Below are 26,389 nucleotides of genomic sequence, written 5' to 3'. Positions count from 1 at the left end.
GACGGAGCACACCAGGTGAGGCCAATATTTTACAGGTAAAACACCTGTTAATCTTGTCTTCCATGAGCAGTACGACCCCCGTCCCGGCGTCCCCACCCGTCCGGCGTCTCCCGCTGGCGGGCGTGCTGCGCGTCGGCCGGCCCTCGGACATCTGGTTCAAGCCCGCGCTGAGCGTGGTCGCGGCGATCGCCCCGCCCGGCCTCACCCTGCTGGCGCTCGGGCGGCTCGACCTGGCGATGTACACGATGGCCGGATCCCTGTGCGCGCTGTACGCCCACAACCGGCCGTACGCCGCCCGTGCCGGGGTCCTGGTGTGGGTGGTGCTCGGCATGCTCGGCGGGCTCGCCGTCGCCCTGGTCGCGGCCTCGCTCACCGGCAGCGCCGTCGTGCTGGTCACCGTCGGCGCTCTGCTGGCCGCCGCCCAGAAGGTGCTGTGCGACGCCGCCCGGGTCGGGCCGCCCGGCAACGTGGTCCTCACCTTCGTCAGCTCCGCATCCCTTTTCGCGCCGCAGACCCTCGCCCAGGTCCCCGGCCATCTGGCGCTGGCCGCCGCGACGGGTGCCTGGGCCTGGCTGGTCTGCATGGCGCCCGCGCTGGTCCGCCCGCACGGCCCGGAGCGACGTGCCACCGCCACCGCGCTGAAGGCCGCCGCCGCGTACGCCGGGACGGGTGGCACCGGTGAGGGCCATGCCCGGGCCCGCGCCGCGGGCTACGCCGCCGTGCAGGCCGCCTGGCAGGCGCTGCTGTCCACCGGTGCCCGTTCCCGCACCCGCCGCGCGCTCGAACGGCTCGTCGTCCGTGCCGAGGTGGCACTCGCCGCACCGACGGAGGCGGACGCCGGCCGTCTGCGGGCGTGGGCGGGCGCGCTGCGCGGCACCGGGCCCGTCCCGCAGGCCGGGCTGCCGCGGGCGGCCGCCGACGAGCTGCTCGGTGTGGACGCGGCCGGCGGCCTCCGGGCGCGGCTGGGCCCGCTGGCCCCGCTCGCGGTACGCACCGCACTCGGCTGCGCGCTCGCCGGCTACGCCTCCCTGGCCCTCGGGGTCGGCCGCCCCTACTGGGCCCTGGTCACCGCCGCCTCGCTCTACCAGGCGAACATCGCCCTGACCTGGAGCCGGGCCGTCCAGCGCGTCGTGGGCAACGTCGTCGGAGTGCTCGTCTTCGCGGCCGTCGCACCGCTCGCGCACCTCGGCCAGGCGGCCCTCGTACTGTGCTGCCTGGCGTTCAGCTTCGGCGCCGAGCTGCTGATCAGCCGCAACTACTGGCTCGGCAGCGTCTGCGTGACCCCCATGGCGCTGCTCATCACCGAGTTCGCCGGATACCAGAAGCCGGGCGAGCTGATGACGGAGCGGGTCGTGGACACGGTCGTCGGCGCCCTGGTCGGCTTCGTCGCCGCCGTGGCCGTCACCAACCGGCGTGCGGGCGACCGCGTCGAACGGGCCCTGACCGCCGCCGACCGGGCCCGCGAGCGCGCCGCCCGCCTCCTGGCCGAGCGGGACCCCGACGCCGCCGCCCTCGAGGCCGCCCGCCGTGGACTCGCCGTCGCCCTGGCCGAACTGCGCGCCACCGCCGACGCAGCGGCCGGCGAATGGTGGCAGCGCGCCCTGCCCCAGGAGCGGGTCGTACTGGCCGAGCAGTCCGGACACCGTACGCTCGCCGCGACGGCACGACGCCAGGGGCTGCTCCCGGACCGGGGCACGGACACGAAGACGGAGGACGCACGGCCATGACGGCGACGGATGGACCATCGGCCGACGGGGGCGGGCCAGGCGGCGGCCCGGAGCCGGGGACCGGGGCCGACCCGGGGGCCGACCGGGGGGCGGGCCCGAGGCCGGTGGCCGGAGGAGAGCCGGTGGGGGACAGGCGGGTGTCTGACGGGGCCCGGGTGGCCGGAGGGGAGCTTACCGATCGGGACCAGGGGGCTGGAGAGGGCTCAGGCGGCGGGACCACTCCTGCGGCTGAAGGGGACCCGGGCGGCGAAGCCCCTGTGCCTGGAGGCGGTCTGGCCGGTGACGTCTCCGCGGCCGATGGAGGCCTGGCCGATGACGCCCCTGCGGCTGGATGGGATCCGGACGGTGAGGCCTCGGGCGTCGGTGGGGACTTCGCCGGCCGGCGGCGGGGCGATACCGTCGCCGCCGTCGTGCGGCAGTGGCAGGCCGTGCACCCCGGGCTCGACACCGGGCCGATGGAGATCATCGGGCGGATCAACCGTTGTGCCGCCCTCCTCCAGCAGGCCGAGGACGCGCCCCTGCGCAGGGCGGGGCTCAGCCGTCCCGAGTTCGATCTGCTCGGCGCGCTGCGCCGCACCGGGCACGAGCTGACGCCCGGGGAGCTGGCCCGGGAGACCTTCTCCTCGGGCGCCGCCGTCACCAAGCGCCTCAAGCAGCTGACCGAACGCGGTCTGGTCGAACGCCGCGGCGACAGCCGCGACCGGCGTGTCGTCCATCTCCGCCTCACCGACGCCGGACGGGAACTCGTCGACGGCATCCTGCCCGCCCAGCTCACCTACGAGACCGCCGTCCTGTCCGGTCTGGACGGCCCCGAGCAGGGCGAACTGGCCGCCCTGCTAGGCGAGTTGCTCGGCCAGCTGGAGGGCCGCCTGGGCGCGCTGCGGAGCTGATCCGTCCACCGGCGGGGGCCGGCCCGGGGCACAGCCGCCCCGGGCCGGCGGTCGGCGTGGATGTTCCGGGCGATGGCCGGTTCGCGGACGAAGCCGTGCGGGGCGTCCACGGCCCGCGTGACCTCAGCCCTAGTCGCCCGCCCGGTACACACCGAACATCGCCCCCTGCGGGTCCCGCAGCACCGCGATGCGCGGTCCGTCGGGTACGGAGGTGGGGACCATGAGGACATCGCCGTGAGCCTGGACGACGGCGGTCGTGGCGTCCACGTCCGCGACGGCGAAGTACGGCAGCCAGTGCGGCGGCACCTCGGGCGGGAACTTGTCGTCCATCGTCACCATGCCGCCGAAGTCCGCCCCGTCGACGCCCCACTGCGGGTAGCGCTCCGAGGCGTTGACGGTCCAGCCGAACACCCGCGTGTAGAAGGCCGCGGTCCGTCCGGGATCCCGGGTGTACAGCTCCACCCAGCCCAGTGAACCGGGCGCGTTGAACAGCCCGGCGCCCGGGAAGGTCCCCGCCTGCCACATCTGGAACACGGCACCGCCCGGATCGGCGGCCACCGTGAACCGGCCCGCGTCGGACACGTCGGCCGGGCCGAACAGCAGCGTCCCGCCCGCCTCGGTCACCGCCCGGGCGGTGGCGTCCGCGTCGGTCACCGCGAACGACACGTTCCACGCGACCGGCTGCGACGGCTGGTACAGCGGGGCGAGCGCGGCGACGGCCGCGTCGCCGAGGTGCGCGATGGTGTAGCCGCCCGCCTCCTGACGCGGATCCGTCTCGGGCCGCCAGCCGAACAGCCTGGTGTAGAACCGCTGGGCCGCCTCCAGATCGGTGGTCCCCAGCTCGGTCCAGCAGGGCCCGCCGGTCACCGGTGCGTCGAGCTTCATGGCGTTCCTTCCGCAGACAGTTCCCGGGCATGAGCCTCTCCAGCACGCTAGGCCGCGGTCCGTCCTCCCCGCCATCCGGGGAAACCCACTGGTGTGCCGCACCGGCCCCGGCATACCCTCGGCCCGTACCGCACCGCGTGGCGGCCTCCAGCTCCTTCACCCTGCCCGGAGGTTTCCCATGCCCGCGCTCGAGGTGCGCCCCTTCCGGCGAGCCGACCGCGACCAGCTCACCGACCTGGTCAACATGCACGTGGCGGCCGTCGTCCCCGGAGTCTCGGTCTCGGTCAACACCGTCCTCAGCGACCTGGAGCGGCAGCCAGGCGAGTTCATCACCGACCCGTGGGTGGCCGAGCGGACGACGCTCGTCGCCGAGCAGCGCGAGTACGTCGTCGCCGCGGCCCATCTGCTGCGTTACCGCGCCGACGCCGAGGTCGGCGAGTCCTACCGGGACGCGGCGGAGATCGACTGGTTCGTATGCCGTCCGCCGGCGTCCTTCTGGCCGGACGCCGACCAGGCCGCGGACCTGCTGATGCGGGCGTGCCTGGCGCGGTTCGCCCGCTGGAACGTCCGCGTCCGGTACGCCGACGGCGCGCTGCCCGCCCCCCTCGTCTACGGCCTGCCCCGCAACTGGCCGCACATCCGGGCCGTCTACGAACGCGCGGGCTTCCGGCACGTCGGGGACACCGAGGTCATCCTGATCGCCCGGGTGGCCGACCTGCCGGAGCCCGAGCCCCGGCCGGGCGTCACGGTCGAGCGCACGCTGGGGGAGTGCGGCACCCGCTTCACGGCCCGTTCCGGCACCGGCGCCCTCGGGTTCGTCGAGATCGACACGGCCCTGGCCCGTCCGGAACGCCACGCCCGGGCCGCCGGTCTGGCCGACATCGGCAACCTGCGCATCGAGCCCGCGCAGTACGGCACGGGACTGGAGCACTGGCTGCTCGGCCAGGCCGCCGACTGGCTCCGCCTGTGCGGCGTGGACCGGCTCGTCGCCTACGAACCCGCCGCAGACAGCACCATGCTCGGGCACCTGACGGGCGCCGGCTTCCGCGAACTGACCCGCACCGACCGGGGCTGGGAGCACCGCCCCGGGTGATCTCAGATGCCCGGCCGGTAGCGCATCGGGTGGTCCGCCGGGACCTCCACCAGCACGATCGGCGTCCCGTCCGGATCCGCGATCCACATCTCGACCAGCCCCCAGGGCTCCTTCACCGGCGGCCGGACGATCTCCACGCCCTTCGCCCGCAGCTCGTCCTGGGCCGCCGCCGCGTCGGCGACCTGGAGCCACAGCCGCGTGGCCGGCGCCGGCGGGGTCTCGGACCGGCCCGAGACCTCCAGGAAGCCCCCGCCGAGGAAGTAGACCGTCCCGCGTTCCGGCCCCGCACCGAACTCCCGGTACACGGCGAGCCCGAGCTGTTCCCCGTAGAAGGCACGGGACCGCTCGGGGTCGGTGGGGCGGAGCAGAATCCGGCTGCTGAGTACATGCACCATGCACCGGAGCCTAGTGGCGGAGTTACTCTCATCCCTGCCCGCGCGCCCCACGAAACGGAGACGTACGCCCATGGACACCGCCGCCACCGGACTGACCTTCCACGATGCCACGGACGCCGACGTGGACGAACTGGTCGCGCTGATCGAGTCGGCGTACCGGGGTGACGCGAGCCGTGCCGGGTGGACCACCGAGGCGGACATCCTCCAGGGGCAGCGGACCGATCCGGAGGGTGTGCTGGCCGTCATCAAGTCGCCCGACAGCCGGCTGCTGACGGTGGAGCGGGAGGGGCGGATCGTCGCCTGCTGCCAGCTCGAGCACCGGGGGGAGCACGCCTACTTCGGGATGTTCGCGGTCAGCCCCTCGCTCCAGGGCGCGGGCCTCGGCAAGGTGATCCTCACGGAGGCGGAACGGGTGGCCCATGAGACCTGGGGCGTGACGGAGATGCACATGACCGTGATCTCCGTACGCGACGACCTCATCGCCTGGTACGAGCGCCGCGGCTACCGCCGTACGGGACGGATGACCCCCTTCCCGTACGGGGACGAGCGCTTCGGCGTGCCGCAGCGCGACGACCTGGAGTTCGAGTTGCTGGTCAAGGAGCTGGTCTAGTCACCAGGGCCTGTCCCGTGACAGGCCCTACGCCGTGAAACGGCCCGTGCGCTTGATGTCCGGGTGGTCGGTGGTCGCGCCGTCCAGACCGAAGGCGCGGACGAGACGCAGATGGTCCTGCGTGTTCACCACCCAGCCGATGATCCTCAGGTCGGCCTTGCGGGCGCGCTCCACGATCTCCAGGGTGAGCCGGCGGATGTTCAGGCAGACGGTCGCGGCGCCCGCCTCGACGGCCCGGTCCACGATGTCGGTGCCGTAGCGACTGGCGATCAGCGCGGTGCGCACACCCGGTACGAGTGGCTTGATCTCGGTGATCGCCTCGTCGTGGAACGAGGAGACCTCCACCCGGCCGGCCAGCCCGCGCCGGTTCATCACCTCGGCCAGGGCCCGCGCCGCCTGGGCGTCCTTGATCTCCGCCTGGAGCGGCGTCGATACGGCCTCCAGGACCTCCTCGAAGACCGGCACCCGCTCGCCCCGGCCCGCGTCCAGGGCCCGCAGCTCGGCGAGGGTCTTCTCGGCGATCGCCCCGGTGCCGTCGGTCGTGCGGTCCACGTCCGTGTCGTGCATGACGACGAGCGCGCCGTCCTTGCTCAGATGCAGATCGAGTTCGATGACGTCGAGGCCGGCCTCCTGCGCGGCGACGAAGGACCGGAGGGTGTTCTCGGGTTCCACACCCATGACTCCGCGGTGACCGATGGTGAGGAAGTTCAAGACGCGACTCTCTTCCGACGACAGGCGGCACTGGGGACCTGACGGCCCACCTGACGGTATCGCCTGTACCCGCCCTGTGCAGAGGGTGAGGGCATGGTCGGCGTGCGTGCGGGCAGAAGGATGGCCGACAGGAAAAAGTGCGGTGAAGGGCCGGGTGAGGCAGGATATTTTCCCGAGGTGGCCCTTGCTGGGAGGAACCTCGTGTGTATACGGTCGGGGTACGCGAGATTCTCCCGTGGAAGGTGTGACATGACGGAAATTCTTGTGCAGGTGGGTTCGGAGGAGCAGGTTCCTCCCGTGGCCAGGGTGGTGGAGCACCCGGCCTGGCCCGTGCTCAAGGATGCCGTGGAGCGGATCCGGCCATGGCAGTCCAAGGACGGGTCGATCGACTTCGACTCCGAGGGCGCGCCCGACCCGGCCGACGCCGATCTCGCCGTCCGCCAGGTCACGGACGCGGTCCTGGAGCTCTCCCCGCTGCTCCCGCACGACCGCGACTACCACGAGGCCCTGGCCAAGGACCTCGGCCGGTGGGCCGACGGCGGCTTCCAGGTGCCCGACTTCCTCGACTCGCTGCTGGCCTTCCAGCCCGCCGCGAACCGCGCGGACGGCCTCCAGCACCTGGTCGTCTTCCCGATGTACACGCAGAACGGCAACCCGGACCGCAACCTCGAAGCGGTCGTGCTGCGCATGGTCTGGCCGGACTGGCTGGCCGAACTGGAGCGCACCCGCTACGACAACCCGCTGTTCTGCGGCATCAAGTTCGAGGACTTCACGTCGGGCTACGACACCAACTCCGCCGTGCTCTTCCCCGAGACCATCGCCGTGCGCGAGGCCCCCGAGCGGTTCAGCTGGGGCGGCATCTTCTGCGACCGCGAGGCCGCCCGCTTCCGCCGCGTCACCGACGCCGCCGTCGACATGCTGGGCCTGGAGCTGCCCGAGGACGTCGCCGCGATGGTCCACGACCAGAAGCGCTGCGAGGAGGCGTTCGTCCTGTGGGACATGGTCCACGACCGCACCCACAGCCACGGCGACCTGCCGTTCGACCCGTTCATGATCAAGCAGCGCCAGCCGTTCTGGATGTACGGCCTGGAGGAGCTGCGCTGCGACCTCACCGCCTTCAAGGAGGCCGTGAAGCTCGCCCAGGACGGCGTGCCGCAGGCGCGTGACGTGCAGGTCGCGGTGCTCTTCGACCGCATGTTCCGCTTCCCGGTCACCGGCGAGCGCGTGCGCAACTACGACGGCCTCGGCGGCCAGCTCCTCTTCGCCTACCTGCACAAGCACGACGTCGTCCGCTGGACCGACAACAAGCTCACCATCGACTGGGAGCGCGCCCCGCAGGTCACCAACCAGCTGTGCGGCGAGATCGAGCAGCTCTACCGCGACGGCATCGACCGGCCCAAGCTCGTCCACTGGTTCGCCGGGTACGAGTTCGTCTCCACCTACCTCGCCCCGCACCCGGGCTCGAAGTGGGCCAAGGGCCCCGACGCGCTGGACGTGACGCAGCCGCCGCGGAAACTCGTCGATGACGTGCTTCCGGACGAGTTTCCGCTGAGCATGTTCTATGAGGCACTGTCCAAGAAGCTGAAGAACGTGATCGCCTCCACCAAGGGCATCACGGCGGACGACGCCGAGCGGATCGCCGCGTGAGCGATCGGCGAAGCGAGAACACTGCTCAGGAGGCGAAGACCATGGCGGGGAACGGGGCGCTCAGCGGCGCGGTGATCGCGGTGGCCGGAGCGGGAGGACCCGCGGGCCGGGCCGCACTGCTCAGGCTGGCCGAGGCGGGGGCCACCGTCATCGGCTCGGACAACGACCCGGAGCGGCTGGCGGAGGCGGTGGACGCGGCGAGCTACGCCACCGGCGGCGCCACCGTCACCGGTGACACGGTCGACCTGCTCGACCTGCGGGCCACCCACGACTGGGCCGCCCGCATCGAGAAGGACTTCGGCCACGTCGACGGACTGGTCCATCTCGTCGGCGGCTGGCGCGGCAGCGAGACCTTCACCCGTACCAGCCTCGACGACTGGGACTTCCTGGAGATGCTGCTCGTGCGCACCGTGCAGCACACGTCCCTCGCCTTCCACGAGGCGCTCCAGCGCAGCGACCGCGGCCGGTACGTGCTGATCAGCGCGGCGGGCGCCAGCAAGCCCACCGCGGGCAACGCCGCGTACGCCGCGGGCAAGGCGGCGGCCGAGGCGTGGACGCTGGCCATGGCCGACTACTTCCGCAAGGCCGGCGGCCCCGAGGGCCCGACCTCGGCGGCTACGATCCTGGTGGTGAAGGCACTGGTGCACGACGCCATGCGTGCCGACCGCCCCAACGCGAAGTTCGCGGGCTTCACCGACGTCAAGGACCTGGCCGAGGCCATCACCGGGGTCTGGGAGAAGCCCGCCGCCGAAGTGAACGGAAACCGTCTGTGGCTCACCGAGAAGCCGTGAACCCGCCGAAGACCGACGCCCGTCGCCATCACGACCCCGAGGTCCGCGGTTTCGCCAGCGACAACTACGCCGGCGCCCACCCGGAGGTGCTCGCCGCCCTGGCCCTGGCCAACGGCGGGCACCAGGTCGCGTACGGCGAGGACGCGTACACCGAGAACCTCCAGCGACTGGTCCGCAGCCACTTCGGGCCCACGGCCGAGGCGTTCCCGGTCTTCAACGGCACCGGCGCCAACGTCGTCGCCCTCCAGGCGGTCACCGACCGCTGGGGAGCGGTGATCTGCGCCGAGAGCGCGCACATCAACGTCGACGAGTGCGGGGCGCCCGAGCGGGTCGGCGGTCTGAAACTGCTCACCGTGCCCACGCCCGACGGCAAGCTCACGCCCGAGCTGATCGACCGGCAGGCGTACGGCTGGGACGACGAGCACCGTGCGATGCCGCAGGTCGTCTCCATCGCCCAGGCCACCGAGCTGGGCACGGTCTACACGCCGGACGAGATACGCGTCCTGTGCGAGCACGCCCACGCGCACGGCATGAAGGTGCACCTGGACGGCTCCCGGCTGGCCAACGCCGCCGCCACCCTGGACGTCCCGATGCGGACGCTCACCAACGCCGCCGGCGTCGACCTCCTCTCCCTGGGCGGCACCAAGAACGGCGCCCTGTTCGGCGAGGCGGTCGTGGTCCTGAACCAGGGCGCCGTCAGCCACATGAAGCACCTGCGCAAGCTGTCCATGCAGCTCGCCTCCAAGATGCGCTTCGTGTCGGTGCAGCTGGAGGCCCTGCTCGCCCGGGACCTGTGGCTGCGCAACGCCCGCCACTCCAACGAGATGGCCCAGCGCCTCGCCGAGGGGGTACGCGCCGTGCACGGCGTGGAGATCCTCTATCCGGTGCAGGCCAACGCGGTGTTCGCCCGCCTGCCGCACGACGTGAGCGAGCGCCTCCAGAAGCGGTTCCGCTTCTACTTCTGGGACGAGGCCGCCGGCGAAGTCCGCTGGATGTGCGCCTTCGACACGACCGAGGAGGACGTGGACGCGTTCGTCGCGGCACTGAAGGAGGAGATGGCCCGCTAGGGCGTGTTTCGAAGGCGGCTCTTGGACCTTGAATGATCGTGCTTCGTGGCGCGGGGAGATCTCACGGATGAGCAGTGGGCGGTGCTGGAGCCGCTGTTGCCAATAGGCCAGAAGCCCGGTCGGCCGCGGGTGTGGTCGCGGCGGCAGTTGATCGATGGCATTCGGTTCCGGGTCCGCACTGGCGTTCCGTGGCGGGATGTGCCGGCCGAGTACGGGCCGTGGGGTCGGATCTACGACTTGTTCCGCCGGTGGCAGCGGGATGGCACCTGGCACGGGATCCTCTCCAGGCTCCAGTGCCGGGCCGATATCAAGGGGGCGATCACATGGGACTTGAACGTCGATTCCACGGTGTGCCGGGCTCATCAGCACGCGGCTGGAGCCCGGCGGCGTGGTGATCTCCCGAAAGAGTCGCCCGGTGGTGTGGTCGTCGAGCCGGGTGACCACGGGCTGGGGCGTTCACGCGGCGGGTTCACCACCAAGGTTCATCTGGCTGTCGAGCAGGGGCAGAAGCCCATGTCGATTGTCGTGACCGCTGGGCAGCGGGGCGACTCTCCTCAGTTCGAGACGGTTCTTCAGCGCGTCCGAGTTCCTCGTCCTGGTCCGGGCCGCCCCCGGACCCGACCTCGGCGAGTGCGGGCGGACAAGGCATATGCGTCCCGTCGCAACCGTGCCTACCTGCGCAGGCGCGGCGTCCGCTGCACCATCCCAGACAAGGCCGACCAGGCTCGCAACCGCAGGAAGCAAGGCCCTCGGGGCGGCCGGCCACCGGCGTTCGACCCGGTCGACTACCGCGAGCGCCACGCAGTCGAGTGCGGCATAAACCGCCTCAAGCGGCACCGGGCCGTGGCCACCCGCTACGAAAAGCTGGCGGTCCGTTTCGAAGCCACCGTCCTCGTCGCCGCCATGAACGAGTGGCTGTGTCCAAAATAATATTGCGGTACTATTTTTTTCATGACGCTACACGCCGACGCTGACACGAGACGCGGCCAGGTCGCCTCCGCGCTAATGAGCGTGGTCGCCGAACGGGGACTGGCGCGGACCACCCTCGCTGACGTGGCAGGGACGGCAGGTGTGTCCGTGGGACTCGTCCAGCGCTATTTCCGCTCAAAGGACGAGCTGCTGAGGTTCGGCATCGAGTATGTCTACCGGCGCGCCGAGGAGCGCATCGCCGCCATCCCGGTCGAGCCGCCGGTTCGTGAGTTCGTCGTGCGGCTGATGGAGACGTTCCTGCCGCTGACGGTCGAGCGCCGCGCCGAGCTCCGGGTCTGGCTCAGCTTCGTGCAGGCGTCGCTCACCGACGCCGACATGGCTGCGATCCACCGGGACGCTACCGTGCGGCTCCTGCGGGGCGTCGAGGAGGCATTGTGCGGCGCGCAACGGGCCGGCGAACTCGCCGCGGGTGTGGACACCGAGGCGGAGGCGGCGGCGCTGGTGGCGTTCGTGGACGGGCTGTGCCTGCACCACGCGGCGACCGGGGACGGGTTCGACGCGTCCCGCATCAGCGCCGCGTTGGACGCCTACGTTGACCGGCTGTTCGACTGATGAGCGCGACGCTGGCGCTGGCGCTCGCCGGGCTGGGGTTGCTGGACAGCACAAGCTTCGGCACCCTGCTGATCCCAATCTGGCTGTTGCTCACCCCAGGGCGGGTGCGCGCCGGCCGGATCGCCGTCTACCTGGCTACGGTCGCGACGTTCTACTTCTGCGTTGGCGTTCTCCTGGTGCTGGGGGCCGATGCGGTGCTGGAGGCCGTCCGGACGGCCTTCGCCGACGTTGACCCGACGCACCTGCGGATAGGGCAACTCGTCCTCGGTTTCATCGTCATCGCCTTGAGCTACCGGCTGGAGGCCCGCGCCCGCAGCCGGTCGGGCAGACCGGGCCGACTGCAGCGCTGGCGGGCAGCGGCGATGTCGGGTGCCGTGCCGAACGGCGGAGGTCTGGACGGCCGGGACACGCGAGGCGGAGGCGTACGCGGCCTGATGAGCCTCGCCTTGGTGGCCACGGCACTGGAGGTAGTCACAATGGTGCCCTACCTGGCGGCCGTGGGCCTACTCGCGAACGCCGATCTAACCTGGCAGGTCATCGGCGGGGCGCTGGCCGGCTATTGCGTCGTGATGATCCTCCCGGCGGTCCTCCTCGGCGCCGTCCGGATCGCCGCGCACGACCGCGCCGAGCCAGTGCTACAGCGGATCAACGACTGGTTCACCCGCAACAGCGCCAAGGCGCTCGGCTGGACCGTCGGGGGGATCGGCATCGGAATAGCCCTCAACGCCGTGATCGCCCTTCTCGCCCAACCCGTCTGAATGCGCGTCAGCTCCACGATCTCCAGCAACTTCAACTTCCGAAACACGCCCTAAAGGGTGTTGCAGAAGGCCTGGTGGCGGGCATGTCTGGGTGATGGCTGGCCTGCTGTTTCACCCTGCCATGGCGAGGTTGTGCATGGTGGCTACGGCCTGGACGGCGTGGTGGAGGCCGTCGCCCCTCTGGCGGCAGTCGCGCAGGATCTTCCAATTCTCCATGCGGGCGAAGGTGTGCTCGACGCGGGCCCGCACCCGCCGGTGTTCGGCGTTGTCCTCCTCCTGGCCGCGCAGGAGTGGACGTCCGGCTCGTCTGCGGTGCGGGACGATCAGCCCGGTGCCCAGGTAGGCGCCGTCCGCGATCACCGTCGTGCCCGCCGCCACGTCCGGCAGGACCGACTCGCGCCAGACATGCGCATCCGCCTTGTTGCCGGGTGCCGGCCGGGCCGATGCCACCACCAGGCGGGTGTCGGCATCGACGATGACCTGCACATTCGCCGAGAACCGGTAGTTGCGCGAGGAGGCTGCGACCTGCCGGTCACGGACCGGGACAAGGGTGCCGTCCACGATCCATAACCGGTCGGTGCCCGGCACCGGCCTGGGCGCCGGCTCCAGCGCAAGCAAGGGTCCCAGGCGCTGGATGACCCGGCAGACAGTGGCAGGCGAGCAGCCGAAGAGCGGTGCGAGCTGCCGCATCGTGAGGTTCGTGCGGTAGTACACGGCGACCAGCAGCACCCGCTCGGCCAGCGCAAGACACCACGGCCGGCCACCACCGGGGCCATTGCCGCCTCGCTCCCGCACCACCCGCAGCAGCTTTTCAAAGCGCCCCATCGGCAACCCGGTGAACGTCTCCACCCACACCGGCTCAGCCCTCAACACCCCACCCATACAGGCAAAATGCCCGCCACCAGGCCTTCTGCAACACCCTTTAGGGCCATCTCCTGGTGGCCACCATCAGTTGACGACGATCCCCGCGCTGTTGTTGCGCAGGTTCGGGTCGAACTTCCTGATGCTCAGCTCGGGATCGTCGTTGACGGTGGCGACGGTGGTGCGTGCGCCCCGCACCACACGGTCGATCCGCAGCGGGATCTCGAAGGTGTGGGACGCCTTGTCGTGCAGGTGGATCGGCGTCTTGCAGAAGTACGTCCTGGGGGACGCGGGGTCCTCCGAGGCCCAGCAGTCCTCCTCCGGGGGCGACGTCACCGTGGTCCCCTCCGGCGCCTGGAACCGCACCGTCGCCACGGCGGCGCCCACGCCCAGCGACGCCACCCAGGCCGGACCGCGGTTGTGCACGGTGACCCGGGCGGTGACCGTGTCACCGGCGGCCCCGCTCACCCTGCTGCCGGTCAGCTTCAGATCGGCGGTGTTCCGGGCGTCGAGGACGACGGTCTGGTAATTGTCCTGCGGATCGATGTCAGGGTCCGCTGCCGCGGCCCGGGCGGCGGCCACGGGGCGCAGGTCCAGTTCGGCGCCCGTGCCCCGGGTCCACGTCCAGTCGCCGCGCATCTCCCCCAGCGCCTCGTCGGAGTACGGATGGACGGAGTGGTCGAACCGCTCGTACAGCGCCTTCCTGCCCACGCCGAGACCGGTGTCCAGCGCGTACCGCTGTCCCGGTGCCACTGCCTCGTCCAGCACGCACAGGGCGGACGTACCGGTGTCGTGCTCCCGGTACTCGCAGTTGGCGTGCCGCTCCCCGAAACGCAGCCCGTACGAGGCGTTGAGCCACAGCAGCGTGCGCTCCGCGGTGCGGTTGCCGCTGTTGGACAGCGTGGCCCGCACATTCGTCCTCGAGCCAGGCAAGAGGTCGCGCTGGTAGTCGGCCTGACTGAGACCGAGGTCCGGCCCGTTGCCCACGCCGACCCGGGTCTCGGCCGGGTGGGCCGTCGCCTCTCCGGCGACGGCCGAGTAACGCACGTACCCCGAGGCGCCGGTGTCCGCTCCGGGCAGCGCGCGCAGCCCGAACGCGGCGGCCGGCACGCTCTCCGTCCCGGCGGGCATCTCGGGGAAGTCGCAGACCGCCCTGACCTCGGACTCGGGCTCGCAGTTCGCGGGCCACGACGCCCGCGCGAAAGAGGCGATCTCGCTGATGTCGACGGTCAGTCGCCCGGTCGGCACCCTGCCGTCGGCGACGTCGCGGCTGACCTGCACCGCCAGGCCGCGCTCACGCGCGCCGCCGTCCGCGTCGGCGCCCGGCAGCACCGTCTCGTACGGCGCGCTGATCCACAGCTGGTTCTCCTGGGCGTGCGCGGGCCCGGCCCCGACTCCGGCCGCCGCCAGGGCACAACTCGCGAGCGCGGCGCCGAGCAGGCGGTGTGGGTGCTTCATGTCTTCCCCCTTGTCACGGATCTGCGGAGGCCGAGACAGGTGGCGCGGGGGAAGGGTTGTGGCCGGTCCGGTGGTTGCGGCGGTGTTCAGCCGTTCTTCCGGACCGATGCATAGGTATGCGATCGAGCGAAAATGCATTGACCCAGGAGTGATCTCGTCCCTATGCTCTGCCCGCATGCAGCTGATCCAGGAAACCCCCGACCTCTCCGCCTACTTGGTCGCTGACGAGGCGATAGACCATCACCATCCGCTCGTTCGCGAGACAGCGGCCGAGCTGGCCAGGGGTGTGGCGAACTCGTATGAGTATGCGCGGGCGGCGTTCGAGTTCATGCGCGACACCATTCCGCACTCGCAGGATTCGGGCGATCTCCGTGTCACGTGGCGCGCCTCCGATGTCCTGGAACAGGGCACCGGCATCTGCTACGCCAAGGCCCACGCGCTCGCGGCGCTGCTGCGGGCCGAGGACATCCCGACCGCGTTGTGCTACCAGAGGCTCGACGTGGTGCACGGTCTGGTCGCCGTGCGGTTCAACGGCACATGGCACCGGCAGGACCCCCGGGGCAACAAGCCGGGGGTGGACGCGCAGTTCTCCCTCGACGGCGAGCGGCTCGCCTTCACGCCCGACCCGGCCTCCGGTGAGACGGACTGGCCGGTCCTGTATGCCGCGCCCCACCCGATCGTGCTCGACGCCCTGAAGTCAGCCGACGACCGGCCCCACCTGTGGGAGACACTCCCCACCGCACTCTGAGGCGGGACCCGAGCCCGGGCCGGCCGCCCCCGTGTCAGTGCGCCTCGGCCGCCCGCACCTGCTCCGGCGTCGGAGCCGTGCCGCCGAGGTGGGCCGGCATCCACCAGGTGTCGTCCGGGCCCTTCGGGCGTACGGGGTAGGCGCGCTGGGCGGCCTCGAGGAGTTCCTGGACGCGCTCGCGCAGCTGACGGGTGATCGCGCCCGCGTACTTGTCGCGGGAGGCCTCGATCGCCTCGCCGACCCGGATCGTGATGGGGATGTGGCTGCGCTTGAAGTTGCGGGGGTGGCCCTTGGTCCACAGGCGCTGCGTGCCCCACACCGCCATCGGGATCAGCGGGACACCGGCCTCCTGGGCCATGCGCGCGGCACCCGACTTGAAGCTCTTCAGCGTGAACGACTGCGAGATGGTCGCCTCCGGGAAGACCCCGACGATCTCGCCCGACCGCAGTGAGTCCAGGGCGTGCGCGTAGGCCGCCTCGCCCTGCTTGCGGTCCACGGGGATGTGCTTCATCCCGCGCATCAGCGGGCCCGAGATCTTGTGGCGGAAGACCGACTCCTTCGCCATGAAGCGCACGAGACGTTTCTGCGGCAGTGCCGCCAGGCCGTTGAAGACGAAGTCCAGGTAGCTGATGTGGTTGCTCACCAGCACGGCGCCGCCCGAGCGCGGGATGTTCTCCGAACCCTGACAGTCGATCTTGAGGTCCCACGCCTTGAACAGCGTGCGGGCGCAACCGACGACGGGACGGTAGACGAGCTCTGCCATGGGCGGGTCGGACCCTTCCTGCTCTGCCTGGGAAGGGATTCCCAGTGGAAAGTTACGCAGCCGTAGGTTTTACGGCTTGTCGAGATCGTGCCCGAAGAACGGCCGGGTAGCCAGTCCCCGTGCCCGCCCGTGAAGAGATTCTCGTCACGTCGCCGCCAGGACCCCACCTCGTGCTTTTACGCCCGTATTACTTCAGGCCCACCGTCATCCGCCGTACGAGCAGATACATCTCGCACCCCAGGCAGTACCCGAACACGGCGTTCAGGAAGGCGGCCGCGAGGGCGGCGCCGGTCGCCGCGAGACCCAGCCAGCCGGCTCCCAGGGTGTAGCCGACGAGCCCGAGTGCGGCGAAAAACAGCCCCACCGCCTGGGCGAAACGCGGCGGTTCGGGCGCCTCGAACGCGGTCGCAGGCCCGAGCCGCGGCCGTACGGCCTTCCGGAACAGCAGGCCGTAGGGCGCCCGGGTCACCCCGCCCGCCGCGCCCAGCAGGAACGCCAGCGTCTGCCAGGCCAGCAGCCACGTGCTCCCCGTGACCAGTACGACCGCCAGGACGACGGTCGTCACGGCCGCGCCGAAACGCGGCCCTCTCACATCGATGTCCATGGGAAGCAAGCATTCCGCAGCACGCCCCCGAGGTGGGGGCGGGAATCTTTGCGGTCTCGTGAACGCTTGCAGCAGGTGATGACCGGACTGGTGGTGTGCGTTCTGGTGCTCGCGGCGGCGAGCGCCTACGGAGTGCTGCAAAGGCGGCGGAGCGGGAGAGTGCGGGTGCGCGGGCGGGACGACGGCAAGCGACTGGACGCGGCCGAGCTGGGCACGGAACTGGGGGAGCGGGCCACACTCGTGCAGTTCTCCAGCGCGTTCTGCGCGCCCTGCCGGGCGACCCGTCGGGTCCTCGGCGAGGTCGCCGGCATGGTGCCGGGCGTGATCCACGTCGAGATCGACGCCGAGGCCCACCTGGACCTCGTGCGACGGCTGGACATCCTCAAGACCCCGACCGTGCTGGTCCTGGACGCCGACGGCCGGGTGGTGCGGCGCGCCGCCGGCCAGCCGCGCAAGGCCGATGTGATCGCCGCGCTGGGGGAGGCGGTGTGAGGGACGCGACCCGGTCAGTGAGCCATCTCCCACATCGGCGAACGAACTTGACTGCGCCAACCATTTATCGTCAGCCTGACCCCATGCCTGCGGACCTTCTCGCCACGCCCGACCTCCTGCGCTCGGTCTTCCGGCGGCACGCGGCGGGGGTCGCCGTGATCACCGCCCGTGGCGACGCCGGTCCGGTGGGCTTCACCGCCACCTCCCTCGCCTCCGTCTCCGCCGAGCCGCCCATGCTGTCCTTCGGGGTCGGCACCGGCTCCTCCAGCTGGCCCGCGATAGCGGCGGCGGACCATGTCGGCGTCCACATCCTCGGTGAGCACCAGCAGGAGCTGGCCGCGACCTTCGCCCGCAGCGGAGCCGATCGTTTCGCGCCGCCCACCGCCTGGCGTGAGGGGCCCGAGGGAGTCCCCGTGCTCGACGGCGTGCTGGCCTGGCTGGTGGGCCGGGTCGTCACGCGCGTGCCCGCCGGGGACCACCGGATCGTGATCGCGGAGGTCGTGCTCGGAGACCCCACGGGCACCGGCCGGCCGCTTCTCTACCACCAGGGACGTTTCAACCGCCTGCGCGACTGATCCGCACGTCCACGGGCTGCGGGACCGTCGAGTTCCGGTTACGCTGCGTTGCGAAGGTCACAGTTCAAAGCGCTTGCTTAGCGGGAACGAACTGGGTGTACTGACGAGTAATATTTCGCTCGGAGCAGGGGTCGCCCCCGACCGGGATCGGCCGCTTGAGGCGCCTATGCTGCCTGCAAGTAGGCAGCATGGAAATGACGATGCAGTAGGAGAGCCGGCGTGAGCTTGAGGATCGTTGTCACTGTGAAGTACGTGCCCGACGCCACTGGCGACCGGCACTTCGCCGATGACCTGACCGTCGACCGGGACGACGTGGACGGTCTGCTCTCCGAGCTCGACGAGTACGCGGTCGAGCAGGCGCTGCAGATCTCCGAGAACTCCGACGACGACGTGGAGATCACCGTCCTGACGGTGGGCCCCGAGGACGCCAAGGACGCCCTGCGCAAGGCGCTGTCCATGGGTGCCGACAAGGCGATCCACGTCGAGGACGACGACATTCACGGCACCGACGCCATCGGCACCTCCCTGGTCCTGGCCAAGGCGATCGAGAAGGCCGGCTACGACCTGGTGATCTCCGGCATGGCCTCCACGGACGGCACCATGGGCGTCGTTCCCGCGCTGCTCGCCGAGCGTCTGGGCGTGCCGCAGGTGACCCTGCTGTCCGAGGTGTCGGTCGAGGACGGCACGGTCAAGGGCCGCCGCGACGGCGACGCCGCCTCCGAGAACCTGGAGGCGTCCCTGCCGGCGGTCGTGTCGGTCACCGACCAGTCGGGCGAGGCGCGTTACCCGTCCTTCAAGGGCATCATGGCGGCCAAGAAGAAGCCGGTGGAGTCCTGGGACCTGTCCGACCTCGACCTCGAGGCGGAGGAGGTCGGCCTGGAGGGCGCCTACACCACCGTCGAGAACGTGGCCGAGCGTCCGGCCCGTACGGCAGGCACGATCGTCAAGGACGAGGGCGAGGGCGGCAAGCAGCTCGCTGAGTTCCTCGCGGGCCAGAAGTTCATCTGAGCCCCGCATTCGCTGACCGCCCCTCATCTTTCGCAAGCAGGAGAGAAGAAGTCCCATGGCTGAAGTTCTCGTCTACGTCGACCACGTGGACGGTGCCGTCCGCAAGCCCACCCTGGAGCTGCTGACCCTGGCCCGCCGCATCGGCGAGCCGGTCGCCGTCGCGCTGGGCAACGGCGCCGCCGACACCGCCGCCGCCCTCGCCGAGCACGGCGCGGTGAAGGTGCTCACGCACGAGGCGTCCGAGTACGCCGACTACCTGGTCGTACCGAAGGTGGACGCCCTCCAGGCCGCCGTCGAGGCCGTCTCCCCGGCCGCCGTGCTGGTGCCGTCCTCCGCCGAGGGCAAGGAGATCGCCGCCCGCCTGGCGCTGCGCCTGGGCTCCGGCATCATCACCGACGCCGTCGACCTGGAGGCCGGCGACGAGGGCCCGGTGGCCACGCAGTCGGTGTTCGCCGCGTCCTTCACCACCAAGTCCCGTGTCTCCAAGGGCACCCCGGTCATCACGGTCAAGCCGAACAGCGCCGCCGTAGAGGCCGCCCCGGCCGCCGGCGCGGTCGAGGCGCTGTCGGTGACCTTCTCCGAGAAGGCCACCGGCACGAAGGTCACCGGTCGCACGCCGCGTGAGTCGACGGGCCGTCCGGAGCTGACCGAGGCCGCGATCGTGGTCTCCGGTGGCCGTGGCGTCAACGGCGCGGAGAACTTCGCGATCATCGAGGCACTCGCCGACTCCCTCGGCGCGGCCGTGGGTGCCTCGCGTGCCGCGGTGGACGCCGGCTGGTACCCGCACACCAACCAGGTCGGCCAGACCGGCAAGAGCGTGTCCCCGCAGCTGTACATCGCCTCCGGCATCTCCGGCGCGATCCAGCACCGCGCCGGTATGCAGACCTCGAAGACGATCGTGGCGATCAACAAGGACGCCGAGGCCCCGATCTTCGACCTCGTCGACTACGGCGTCGTCGGCGACCTCTTCGACGTCGTCCCGGCCCTGACCGAGGAGATCAAGACCCGCAAGGGCTGATCGACCCCGGCTGTGGAAGGCCCCTGTGACCGCACGAACGGTCACGGGGGCCTCTTCTCATCCCAGGGTCATCGAGGCCTGCACCGGCAGGTGGTCGCTCGGGTACGTCCCGTCCACGGAGAAGGTGTTCATCCCGGCCCAGTGCGTGGTCACCCCGGGCGTCGTGAGGATCCAGTCGATGCGCCGCCCGCCGGGCTTGGGCCCTCGGTAGCCGTGGTGCGTCCCGTACGCCGGACTCCGCGAGGCCGCCGCGTCCCAGGCGTCCACCAGTCCGATGTCCAGCATCATGTCGTGCACCCGGTTGTCGTGGGCGTCCGCGTTGAAGTCGCCGGTGACGATGACCGGTAACGACCGGTCCCACCCGGCGATCGTCTCACCGATGAGCCCCGCCGAGCGTTCCCGGGCGTACTGGCTGACGCTGTCCAGGTGGGTGTTGAGGACGTAGAACTCCCGTCCCCCGTCGGCGCGATCGGCGAAACGGACCCAGGTCACCATGCGCAGCCAGTCCGCGCCCCAGGTGTTCGAGGCGATCGTGTACGGGGTGTCGGACAGCCAGAAGTGATCGAACTCGACCGGGTCGAGTCTGCGCGTGTCGTAGAAGACCGCCATGAACTCGTCCTTGCTGCCGCCCCCGCGTCCGGTGCCGATCCAGTCGTAGTGCCCGCCGAGATCCTTCTCGATCGCGCGCACTTGCCGGTAGAGCCCTTCCTGGGTGCCGATGACGTGCGGTCGCTCGCGGCGCAGCAGTTCTCGCATCACCGGTCGGCGCACGTCCCAGCGCGGTGTCGTGTCGACGACGGTCCCGAAGCGCACGTTGAACGTCATGACGTTCAGGGCGCCCGGGTGCTCGCCGGCGGAAGCGGGCTGTGTGGGGCCCGCTGTGGTGAGCAGCGGTCCTGTGATGGCGGCGGCGGCCGCCGCCTTGAGCCCGTGGCGTCGCGTCACTCCGACCTCGTTCGGCACGTGATCTCCCTCCCCTTGCACGTCAGGATGAAGCTTGCCTTCTGAATACGGAAGAAGACGGCGGGTCGGCAGTGACCAAGGGTGAAGGATGGGGAATCCCACTTCAAGACGGTGTTGACCAGGCCGAAGGTCGGCCGATAACTTCGCTCTACGGATTGTTGATTCCGTAAAGCGGAAAACAGGAGGGTCTCGGGATGGGTCAGGGCCAGCAGGAGAAGGTGGCGACGAGCCTCGCGGGCGCCGTCAGCGAGGAGATCAGCGCCTCCCTCGCGCCGGTCGACGCCGAGCTGGAGCGCCGCTACCCCGGAGACCCCGGCACCCGCCAGCCCGTCCACACCGTCTACGTCCCCGGCGACGTCTTCGCCGCCGACACGATCCGCTCCTGGGGTGACCGTGCCCTGGCCGCCCTCGATGAACACGCCCCGGACGCCGCGTCCTTCGCCGCCGTCCTCGGTCTCTCGGACGAACTCGCCGAGCCCGTCCACGCGCGCGTGCGCGCCAAGCTGGAGCGCGAGCCGATCGAGGACCTCCGCGTCGATTTCGAGGACGGCTACGGCAACCGCCCCGACGCCGAGGAGGACGAGGCCGCCGCCCGCGCCGCCCGGCTGATCGCCGAGGCGTACGGGGACGGCACCGCGGCCCCCTGCATGGGCATCCGCATGAAGTGCATGGAGGCGCCCGTACGCGCCCGGGGCATCCGCACCCTCGACATCTTCCTCACCGGCCTGATGGAGGCCGGAGGCCTGCCCGGCGGGCTGGTCCTCACCCTGCCGAAGGTGACCTACGCCGAGCAGGTCACCGCCATGGCCCGGCTGCTGGACGCCTTCGAGAAGACACACGGCCTCGAACCCGGCCGGATCGGCTTCGAGATACAGATCGAGACCAGCCAGTCGATCCTCGCCGCCGACGGCACGGCCACGGTCGCCCGCATGATCCAGGCCGCCGAGGGCCGTGCCACCGGCCTGCACTACGGCACCTTCGACTACAGCGCCTGCCTCAGCGTCTCCGCGGCCCACCAGGCCAGCGACCACCCGGCCGCCGACCACGCCAAGGCCGTCATGCAGGTCGCCGCGGCAGGCACCGGCGTCCGCGTCTCGGACGGCTCCACCAACGTCCTGCCCATCGGTTCCACCGAGAAGGTGCACGCGGCCTGGCGCCTGCACTACGGCCTCACCCGCCGCGCCCTGGCCCGCGCCTTCTACCAGGGCTGGGACATGCACCCCGGCCACATCCCCACCCGCTACGCGGCCGTCTTCGCCTTCTACCGCGAGGGCTTCGAGCAGGCCGCCGCCCGCCTCGCCCGCTACGCCAACCGCACCGGCGGCGACGTCATGGACGAACCCGCCACCGCCAAGGCCCTCAGCGGCTACCTGCTGCGCGGCCTGGACTGCGGCGCCCTGGACATCGGGGAGGTCGCCCGGCTGACCGGCCTGACCCGCGCCGACCTGGAGAGCTTCGCGGTACCCAGGCGGGGCGACCTGACGGCGTCCGCCTGACCGCTTCTCTCCCAGGGTTCTGATCCCCGTAGCGGCACTGTCACAGCCGTCACCTCCGGCTGTCGCCGTCACAGCCGCCCCGTAGTCTGTACGCCACGCACGGACGTGTCGGTGAATCCGGTGGGGTCAGAGGAACGGGGCAGCGGTGTCAACGGGGGAGTACGGGCAGGCGGACGGGGCCGGTCGGCTGCTGGCAGGCCGTTATCGGGTCACGGCCCAGCTGGGTCGCGGCGGCATGGGCGTCGTCTGGAAGGCCGTCGACGAGGTCCTCGGCCGTGAGGTGGCCGTCAAGGAACTGCGCACCTACACCGACGCGGCCGGCCCCGAACTGGCCGGTCTGCGCGTGCGGATGCAGCGCGAGGCGCGTGCGGCGGCCCGGGTGCGCCACACCGGAGTCATCGCCGTGCACGACATCGCCGAGGTCGACGGCCGCCCCCTCATCGTCATGGAGCTGGTCGACGGGCCGTCCCTGGACGACGTACTGCGCGACCGCGGCCCGCTGGACGCACGCGAGGCGGCCGGGATCGGCGCCAAGGTCATGGACGCCCTGGCCGCCGCCCACCGCGCGGGCGTCCTGCACCGCGACGTGAAGCCCGGCAACATCCTGCTCGACCGCTCGGGCCGGGTCGTCCTCACCGACTTCGGCATCGCCACGATGGACGACCCGGGCGACGGTTCGGCCACGAACCTCACCCGCAGCGGCGAACTCGTCGGCTCCCTCGACTACCTGGCCCCCGAGCGGGCCCAGGGTGCCGACCCGGGCCCCGCCTCCGACATCTGGGCCCTGGGCGCCACGCTGTACGCGGCCGTCGAGGGCTCCGCGCCCTTCCGCCGTACGTCCACGTTCTCGACGCTCACCGCGATCGTTTCCGAGCCGCTGCCCGAGCCCCGGCGCGCCGGTCCTCTCGCCCCCGTCCTCCAGCAGCTGTTGGAGAAGCGCCCCGAGGGCCGCCCGGAGGCCGACCGGGCCCGCGAGATGCTCCAGGCGGTGGCGGACACGGGCGGAATCGACACGCCGACGTCCTCGCTCCGGGGCCGTGCGGCTCCGGTCTCGCCCACACGCCCGGAGACGGAGCGCGTCGTCCCCTCGGTACCGCCGGGCTTCGGCCCCCCGCAGCACGGTCTGCCGGGCGCCGCTGGAACCCACGAGAACCCGGGCACCCCGGGCTCGGGCACGGAGGCCGGTTCCGGGGCCACCGGCGCTTCAGGAGCGACCGCCTCCGGCGCACCAGGACGGACCGGATCGGGATCGGGCTCGGACGGGCCGGCACAAGCTGGGGTCGGCGCTCAGGGCTCAGGGCTCGGCTCGCAGGGGACTGATCCCCACGGCTCTGGACGAGGTCCGCAGGGCGCAGTAGCCGGCTCGTTCGGCTCAGAGGCCGCTCAGCATGGTTCAGAGCCCGGCCCGCACGCCGCTGTGTCCGGCCCGAACGCCGCAGTGTCCGGCCCGCACGCCGCAGTGTCCGGCCCGCAAGGCCCGGGACCCGGTACGCAGGGCTTCGGGCCGGCCGGCCCGGGCAGCCCCGCCCCCGGCGCCTCCGCTCCCACAGGTCCGATGAACTCCGGAGCCACGCCTCGCCGTAAGACCCGCGTCCTCCTCGCCGCCGCGGCCGTCACCGTCGTCCTCGCGGCGGCCGGTACCACGGTCGCCCTGCTGAACGACTCCGACGGCAAGGACACGGGCAAGCGGACCGACGCCGCCCGCGCGGATGCCGCGGCCTCCGCGGCCGAGCCCGGCCGTACCGACGACGGTTCGAACGCCCCCAGCCCCGAGGGGAAGGGCGACGAGAAGAGCAAGGCCCCGTCGAAGGAGCCCGGGGACGAGAAGAAACCGGAGCCCACCGGCCGGGCGACCGCCTCGGCCCCCGCCAAGTCCTCCGGCGGCACCACCGGCGACACGACCGGAGGAACGTCGAGCGGCGCCTCCGGAGGCGGCGGCACCGGCGGCGAATCCGGCGACGGCGGTACGACGGGCGGCGGCGGAACCCCCACCGAGGCACCCGTCTGCCACGCCATCGGCGGCGGCAAGTACAACTGCACGGTCTGGAAGACCGCGGACTCCTACACCGCCTCCGGCACCAAGGTCGGCATCCTCAACGCCGGCACCAACTACTTCTACTGCCAGCAGAACCTGGGCCGGCGGGAGACCGACGGCCGGTGGACCAACATCTGGTGGGCCAGGACGGACGACGACAGCGGCAACACGGACGTCTGGGTCAGCGACGTCTACATCAAGGGCGGCGACAACGACGCGCCCGTCCCCGGACTCCCGGTCTGCTGAGCGCGCAGCGACACCGCCGCGTACCGCTCCAGCCCGGAGGCCGTCACCAGCTTCTCCTCGACGAACAGCCGCGTGCCACGCTCGCACAGCCGCCGGTCGGAGCGGGCGCGTGCGCAGAACTCCTCGGGCACGACGCCGAACAGCTCCCGGAAGCGGGGCAGGCCGACGAGCAGCTCGGTGAGCAGCACCCGCTGGCCCGGGTGGGTGCGCGGCACGCCGGTGCCGTCGTGCAGGACACCGTGCCGGTTGACGTACGCGTACGCGCCGGACAGGCGCGTGCCGTCCGCGAGATCGATACGCACGTCGGGTGAGGGCAGCCAGGCACGGTCGTAGTTGCCGGCCGGCACCGGCACGCCCTCGCTCGCGTCGATCACGGCGAGCTGCTCGGCGTCGAGCCAGATGACGAACAGCTCCCGTACGGTGTCGGGCGCGCTGACCGGCGAGGCCGACACGTACCCCATGCGGCTCACATGCGCGGACACACCGGCGTCGACGCCCGTCACCCGGGCCTTCACCATCGGGATCGGCGAGATGATCCCGAACTCCTCCATCTTGTGCCGCAGTTGCCCCGGGCAGGCGTTCGAGCCGATGGCGAGAACCGGCGTGCGGTCCTCGTGCACGAGCCGGTCCAGCGGCAGGAAGCGGTCCCCGTCGAGGAGCCCGGAGTCGGCGGGCCACGCGCCCGGGTAGAGCAGGGGGTGCTCGCGCGGCACCTCGGCCAGGCCGAGTGCTCGCAGTGTGCGATCGGTGACGTGCTCCATGTGCTCCGCGGGTTCCATGGGCCGCTCAGTCCGCCGGGGGCAGCTCGCCCGAGCCGCGGGTGATCAGCCGGGTCGGCAGCTCGATGCGTTCCGGGACGACGAGGGTGCCGTCCAGCTGCCGGAAGAGGCGTTCCGCGGCGGTGCGGCCGATGGCCGCCGGATCCTGGGCGACGACCGTGACGCCCGGCTGGAGCAGGTCGGCGAGCTCGATGTCGTCGAAGCCGACCAGGGCGACCCGGCGGGTCTGCTCGGCGAGCACGCGGATCACGGTGACGGTCACCCGGTTGTTGGCCGCGAAGATCGCGGTGACCGGATCCGGGCCGGACAGCATCTCCTCGGCCGCCCTGCGCACCCGCTCGGGGTCGGTGGCACCGAGGGACATCCAGGAGTCCGCCACCGGTATGCCCGCGTCCTCCATCGCGGCCCGGTAGCCGCGCAGCCGCTCGGCGGCGGTGTGGATGCGGGGCATGTCGCCGATGAAGCCGATCCGGCGGTGCCCGTGCGCGACGAGGTGGGCGATGCCGTCCCGGGCACCGCCGAAGTTGTCCGACAGGACCACGTCGGCGTCGATGTGCCCGGCCGGCCGGTCCACGAACACCGTGGCGACCCCCGCCCTGAGCTCCGGCTCCAGATACCGGTGGTCGTCACCGGCCGGGATCACCACCAGCCCGTCCACCCGCCGCGCGCACAGCGCCAGCACCAGCTCCTGCTCGCGGTCCGGGTCCTCCGCGCTGGAGCCGTTGATCAGCAGGGCGCCGTGGGCGCGGGCCACCTCCTCGACCGACCGGCTCAGCGGCCCGTAGAAGGGGTCCGCGAGGTCCTCCAGGACCAGGCCGATGCTCGCCGTGCGGCCCTTGCGCAGCACCCGCGCGCTGTCGTTGCGGCGGAAGCCGAGCGCGTCGATGGCCTCCTGGACACGCCGCTCCGTCTCCGGGGTCACGCCCGGCTCCCCGTTCACGACGCGGGAGACCGTCTTGAGTCCGACCCCGGCACGTGCCGCGACGTCCTTCATGGTCGGCCGGGTGCCGTAGCGCGTGGCGGATCGGAGGTTGGTCTCGGGCACGGTGCGGTGTCCTGTCCTGTCGTCCACGGGGTGCGTCGGTCCTGGGTTTGTATGAGGATGTGGCGTCGAGCATAGAGCCTGGACAACGTTGTCAGCCTCGGGGAGACTGTCCACCGCAATCTCCGGACCGTGCTCCGCTGCTGGCCGGCCAGTCCTTTCACCGTTGACGGGGAGTTCCGACA

At 71.4% G+C, this 26,389-nt stretch carries 27 protein-coding genes; 17 read left to right on the top strand and 10 right to left on the bottom strand.

The features are described from left to right. The first annotated feature begins 62 nt into the window (after nucleotides 1-62). The gene (locus ABFX81_RS21260; RefSeq protein WP_346138485.1) at nucleotides 63-1,727 is read left to right on the top strand and encodes an FUSC family protein; all 1,665 of its coding nucleotides are present in this window, start codon (nucleotides 63-65) and stop codon (nucleotides 1,725-1,727) included. A gap of 257 nt (nucleotides 1,728-1,984) precedes the next feature. Next, the gene (locus tag ABFX81_RS21255; protein WP_428837203.1) at nucleotides 1,985-2,617 is read left to right on the top strand and encodes a MarR family winged helix-turn-helix transcriptional regulator; all 633 of its coding nucleotides are present in this window, start codon (nucleotides 1,985-1,987) and stop codon (nucleotides 2,615-2,617) included. A gap of 129 nt (nucleotides 2,618-2,746) precedes the next feature. On the opposite strand, the gene ABFX81_RS21250 is transcribed toward ABFX81_RS21255, so the two are convergent. Continuing rightward, nucleotides 2,747-3,502 carry a VOC family protein gene (locus ABFX81_RS21250; RefSeq protein WP_086844918.1) on the bottom strand — a complete coding sequence of 252 codons (756 nt, stop codon included), beginning with the start codon at nucleotides 3,500-3,502 and terminating at the stop codon, nucleotides 2,747-2,749. A 178-nt stretch (nucleotides 3,503-3,680) separates the two neighbouring features. Between ABFX81_RS21250 and ABFX81_RS21245 the strand changes: the two genes are divergently transcribed. After that, entirely contained in the window at nucleotides 3,681-4,595 is a 915-nt protein-coding gene (locus tag ABFX81_RS21245; protein ID WP_086844916.1) for a GNAT family N-acetyltransferase, read from the top strand. Nucleotides 4,596-4,597: 2 nt separating this feature from the next. On the opposite strand, the gene ABFX81_RS21240 is transcribed toward ABFX81_RS21245, so the two are convergent. Next, nucleotides 4,598-4,990, bottom strand: a complete 393-nt coding sequence (locus ABFX81_RS21240; RefSeq protein WP_086844914.1) for a VOC family protein — start codon at nucleotides 4,988-4,990, stop codon at nucleotides 4,598-4,600. A 70-nt stretch (nucleotides 4,991-5,060) separates the two neighbouring features. On the opposite strand from ABFX81_RS21240, the gene ABFX81_RS21235 reads away from it, so the two are divergent. Further along, nucleotides 5,061-5,600, top strand: a complete 540-nt coding sequence (locus ABFX81_RS21235; protein WP_086844912.1) for a GNAT family N-acetyltransferase — start codon at nucleotides 5,061-5,063, stop codon at nucleotides 5,598-5,600. 27 nt (nucleotides 5,601-5,627) lie between these two features. On the opposite strand, the gene ABFX81_RS21230 is transcribed toward ABFX81_RS21235, so the two are convergent. After that, the gene (locus ABFX81_RS21230) at nucleotides 5,628-6,311 is read right to left on the bottom strand and encodes a glycerophosphodiester phosphodiesterase family protein (protein WP_086844910.1); all 684 of its coding nucleotides are present in this window, start codon (nucleotides 6,309-6,311) and stop codon (nucleotides 5,628-5,630) included. Nucleotides 6,312-6,560: 249 nt separating this feature from the next. On the opposite strand from ABFX81_RS21230, the gene ABFX81_RS21225 reads away from it, so the two are divergent. From ABFX81_RS21225 to ABFX81_RS21200, 6 genes are read left to right on the top strand one after another with little or no spacing between them, the layout of a single operon-like run. Further along, nucleotides 6,561-7,958 (top strand): DUF6421 family protein, encoded by a 1,398-nt coding sequence (locus ABFX81_RS21225; RefSeq protein ID WP_086844908.1) that lies wholly within the window; start codon nucleotides 6,561-6,563, stop codon nucleotides 7,956-7,958. Between the two features lie 41 nt (nucleotides 7,959-7,999). Next, nucleotides 8,000-8,749, top strand: a complete 750-nt coding sequence (locus ABFX81_RS21220) for an SDR family NAD(P)-dependent oxidoreductase (RefSeq protein ID WP_086844906.1) — start codon at nucleotides 8,000-8,002, stop codon at nucleotides 8,747-8,749. After that, complete coding sequence (locus tag ABFX81_RS21215; protein ID WP_086844904.1) at nucleotides 8,746-9,816, top strand: beta-eliminating lyase-related protein; 1,071 nt, start codon at nucleotides 8,746-8,748, stop codon at nucleotides 9,814-9,816. The genes ABFX81_RS21220 and ABFX81_RS21215 overlap by 4 nt, the downstream gene beginning before the upstream one ends. A 45-nt stretch (nucleotides 9,817-9,861) precedes the next feature. Next, nucleotides 9,862-10,746, top strand: a complete 885-nt coding sequence (locus tag ABFX81_RS21210; RefSeq protein WP_086844902.1) for an IS5 family transposase — start codon at nucleotides 9,862-9,864, stop codon at nucleotides 10,744-10,746. A 21-nt stretch (nucleotides 10,747-10,767) separates the two neighbouring features. After that, the gene (locus ABFX81_RS21205; protein ID WP_086844900.1) at nucleotides 10,768-11,358 is read left to right on the top strand and encodes a TetR family transcriptional regulator C-terminal domain-containing protein; all 591 of its coding nucleotides are present in this window, start codon (nucleotides 10,768-10,770) and stop codon (nucleotides 11,356-11,358) included. Then, nucleotides 11,358-12,116, top strand: a complete 759-nt coding sequence (locus ABFX81_RS21200) for a GAP family protein (RefSeq protein ID WP_346138484.1) — start codon at nucleotides 11,358-11,360, stop codon at nucleotides 12,114-12,116. The genes ABFX81_RS21205 and ABFX81_RS21200 overlap by 1 nt, the downstream gene beginning before the upstream one ends. A gap of 111 nt (nucleotides 12,117-12,227) precedes the next feature. Here ABFX81_RS21200 and ABFX81_RS21195 read toward each other — a convergent pair whose 3' ends face one another. Continuing rightward, nucleotides 12,228-12,998 carry a transposase gene (locus ABFX81_RS21195; protein ID WP_086853143.1) on the bottom strand — a complete coding sequence of 257 codons (771 nt, stop codon included), beginning with the start codon at nucleotides 12,996-12,998 and terminating at the stop codon, nucleotides 12,228-12,230. A gap of 66 nt (nucleotides 12,999-13,064) precedes the next feature. Beyond that, a complete protein-coding gene (locus ABFX81_RS21190; protein ID WP_086853145.1) occupies nucleotides 13,065-14,435 on the bottom strand; it encodes a hypothetical protein in 1,371 nt (456 codons plus the stop codon). Nucleotides 14,436-14,610: 175 nt separating this feature from the next. Between ABFX81_RS21190 and ABFX81_RS21185 the strand changes: the two genes are divergently transcribed. After that, nucleotides 14,611-15,183 carry a transglutaminase domain-containing protein gene (locus ABFX81_RS21185; RefSeq protein WP_346138483.1) on the top strand — a complete coding sequence of 191 codons (573 nt, stop codon included), beginning with the start codon at nucleotides 14,611-14,613 and terminating at the stop codon, nucleotides 15,181-15,183. 34 nt (nucleotides 15,184-15,217) lie between these two features. Here ABFX81_RS21185 and ABFX81_RS21180 read toward each other — a convergent pair whose 3' ends face one another. Both ABFX81_RS21180 and ABFX81_RS21175 read right to left on the bottom strand, forming a co-directional pair. Next, nucleotides 15,218-15,946 (bottom strand): lysophospholipid acyltransferase family protein, encoded by a 729-nt coding sequence (locus ABFX81_RS21180; protein WP_086853148.1) that lies wholly within the window; start codon nucleotides 15,944-15,946, stop codon nucleotides 15,218-15,220. A 187-nt stretch (nucleotides 15,947-16,133) separates the two neighbouring features. Beyond that, on the bottom strand, nucleotides 16,134-16,550 hold the full coding sequence (locus ABFX81_RS21175; RefSeq protein WP_086853150.1) for a DUF4395 family protein: 417 nt from the start codon (nucleotides 16,548-16,550) through the stop codon (nucleotides 16,134-16,136). Nucleotides 16,551-16,628: 78 nt separating this feature from the next. Here ABFX81_RS21175 and ABFX81_RS21170 point away from each other — a divergent pair, with 78 nt between their 5' ends. The 4 genes from ABFX81_RS21170 (at nucleotide 16,629) to ABFX81_RS21155 (ending at nucleotide 19,643) form a co-directional block, all read left to right on the top strand. Continuing rightward, nucleotides 16,629-17,042, top strand: coding sequence for a thioredoxin domain-containing protein (locus tag ABFX81_RS21170; RefSeq protein ID WP_086853152.1), 414 nt, complete (start codon nucleotides 16,629-16,631; stop codon nucleotides 17,040-17,042). 83 nt (nucleotides 17,043-17,125) lie between these two features. Next, complete coding sequence (locus ABFX81_RS21165) at nucleotides 17,126-17,617, top strand: flavin reductase (protein WP_086853154.1); 492 nt, start codon at nucleotides 17,126-17,128, stop codon at nucleotides 17,615-17,617. A gap of 219 nt (nucleotides 17,618-17,836) precedes the next feature. Further along, nucleotides 17,837-18,625, top strand: a complete 789-nt coding sequence (locus tag ABFX81_RS21160) for an electron transfer flavoprotein subunit beta/FixA family protein (protein ID WP_086853156.1) — start codon at nucleotides 17,837-17,839, stop codon at nucleotides 18,623-18,625. A 55-nt stretch (nucleotides 18,626-18,680) separates the two neighbouring features. Beyond that, nucleotides 18,681-19,643: an electron transfer flavoprotein subunit alpha/FixB family protein gene (locus ABFX81_RS21155; RefSeq protein ID WP_020271699.1), complete on the top strand. Its 963-nt coding sequence runs from the start codon at nucleotides 18,681-18,683 to the stop codon at nucleotides 19,641-19,643. A gap of 57 nt (nucleotides 19,644-19,700) precedes the next feature. On the opposite strand, the gene ABFX81_RS21150 is transcribed toward ABFX81_RS21155, so the two are convergent. After that, nucleotides 19,701-20,606 (bottom strand): endonuclease/exonuclease/phosphatase family protein, encoded by a 906-nt coding sequence (locus ABFX81_RS21150; protein WP_086853158.1) that lies wholly within the window; start codon nucleotides 20,604-20,606, stop codon nucleotides 19,701-19,703. A 194-nt stretch (nucleotides 20,607-20,800) separates the two neighbouring features. Here ABFX81_RS21150 and ABFX81_RS21145 point away from each other — a divergent pair, with 194 nt between their 5' ends. Both ABFX81_RS21145 and ABFX81_RS21140 read left to right on the top strand, forming a co-directional pair. Next, the gene (locus tag ABFX81_RS21145) at nucleotides 20,801-22,102 is read left to right on the top strand and encodes a DUF6986 family protein (protein WP_086853160.1); all 1,302 of its coding nucleotides are present in this window, start codon (nucleotides 20,801-20,803) and stop codon (nucleotides 22,100-22,102) included. A 145-nt stretch (nucleotides 22,103-22,247) separates the two neighbouring features. Beyond that, the gene (locus ABFX81_RS21140; protein ID WP_086853162.1) at nucleotides 22,248-24,383 is read left to right on the top strand and encodes a protein kinase domain-containing protein; all 2,136 of its coding nucleotides are present in this window, start codon (nucleotides 22,248-22,250) and stop codon (nucleotides 24,381-24,383) included. Here the strand turns inward: ABFX81_RS21140 and ABFX81_RS21135 are convergent. Together ABFX81_RS21135 and ABFX81_RS21130 are read right to left on the bottom strand one after the other, a co-directional pair. After that, nucleotides 24,329-25,144: a hypothetical protein gene (locus tag ABFX81_RS21135; protein ID WP_086853183.1), complete on the bottom strand. Its 816-nt coding sequence runs from the start codon at nucleotides 25,142-25,144 to the stop codon at nucleotides 24,329-24,331. The genes ABFX81_RS21140 and ABFX81_RS21135 overlap by 55 nt on opposite strands. A 25-nt stretch (nucleotides 25,145-25,169) precedes the next feature. After that, nucleotides 25,170-26,234, bottom strand: a complete 1,065-nt coding sequence (locus ABFX81_RS21130) for a substrate-binding domain-containing protein (protein ID WP_086853165.1) — start codon at nucleotides 26,232-26,234, stop codon at nucleotides 25,170-25,172. Nucleotides 26,235-26,389: the final 155 nt, after the last annotated feature.

This window comes from Streptomyces coeruleofuscus, from assembly GCF_039532725.1.
GTDB lineage: Bacteria > Actinomycetota > Actinomycetes > Streptomycetales > Streptomycetaceae > Streptomyces > Streptomyces coeruleofuscus.
This window is presented reverse-complemented; position numbering and strand designations above follow the sequence as displayed.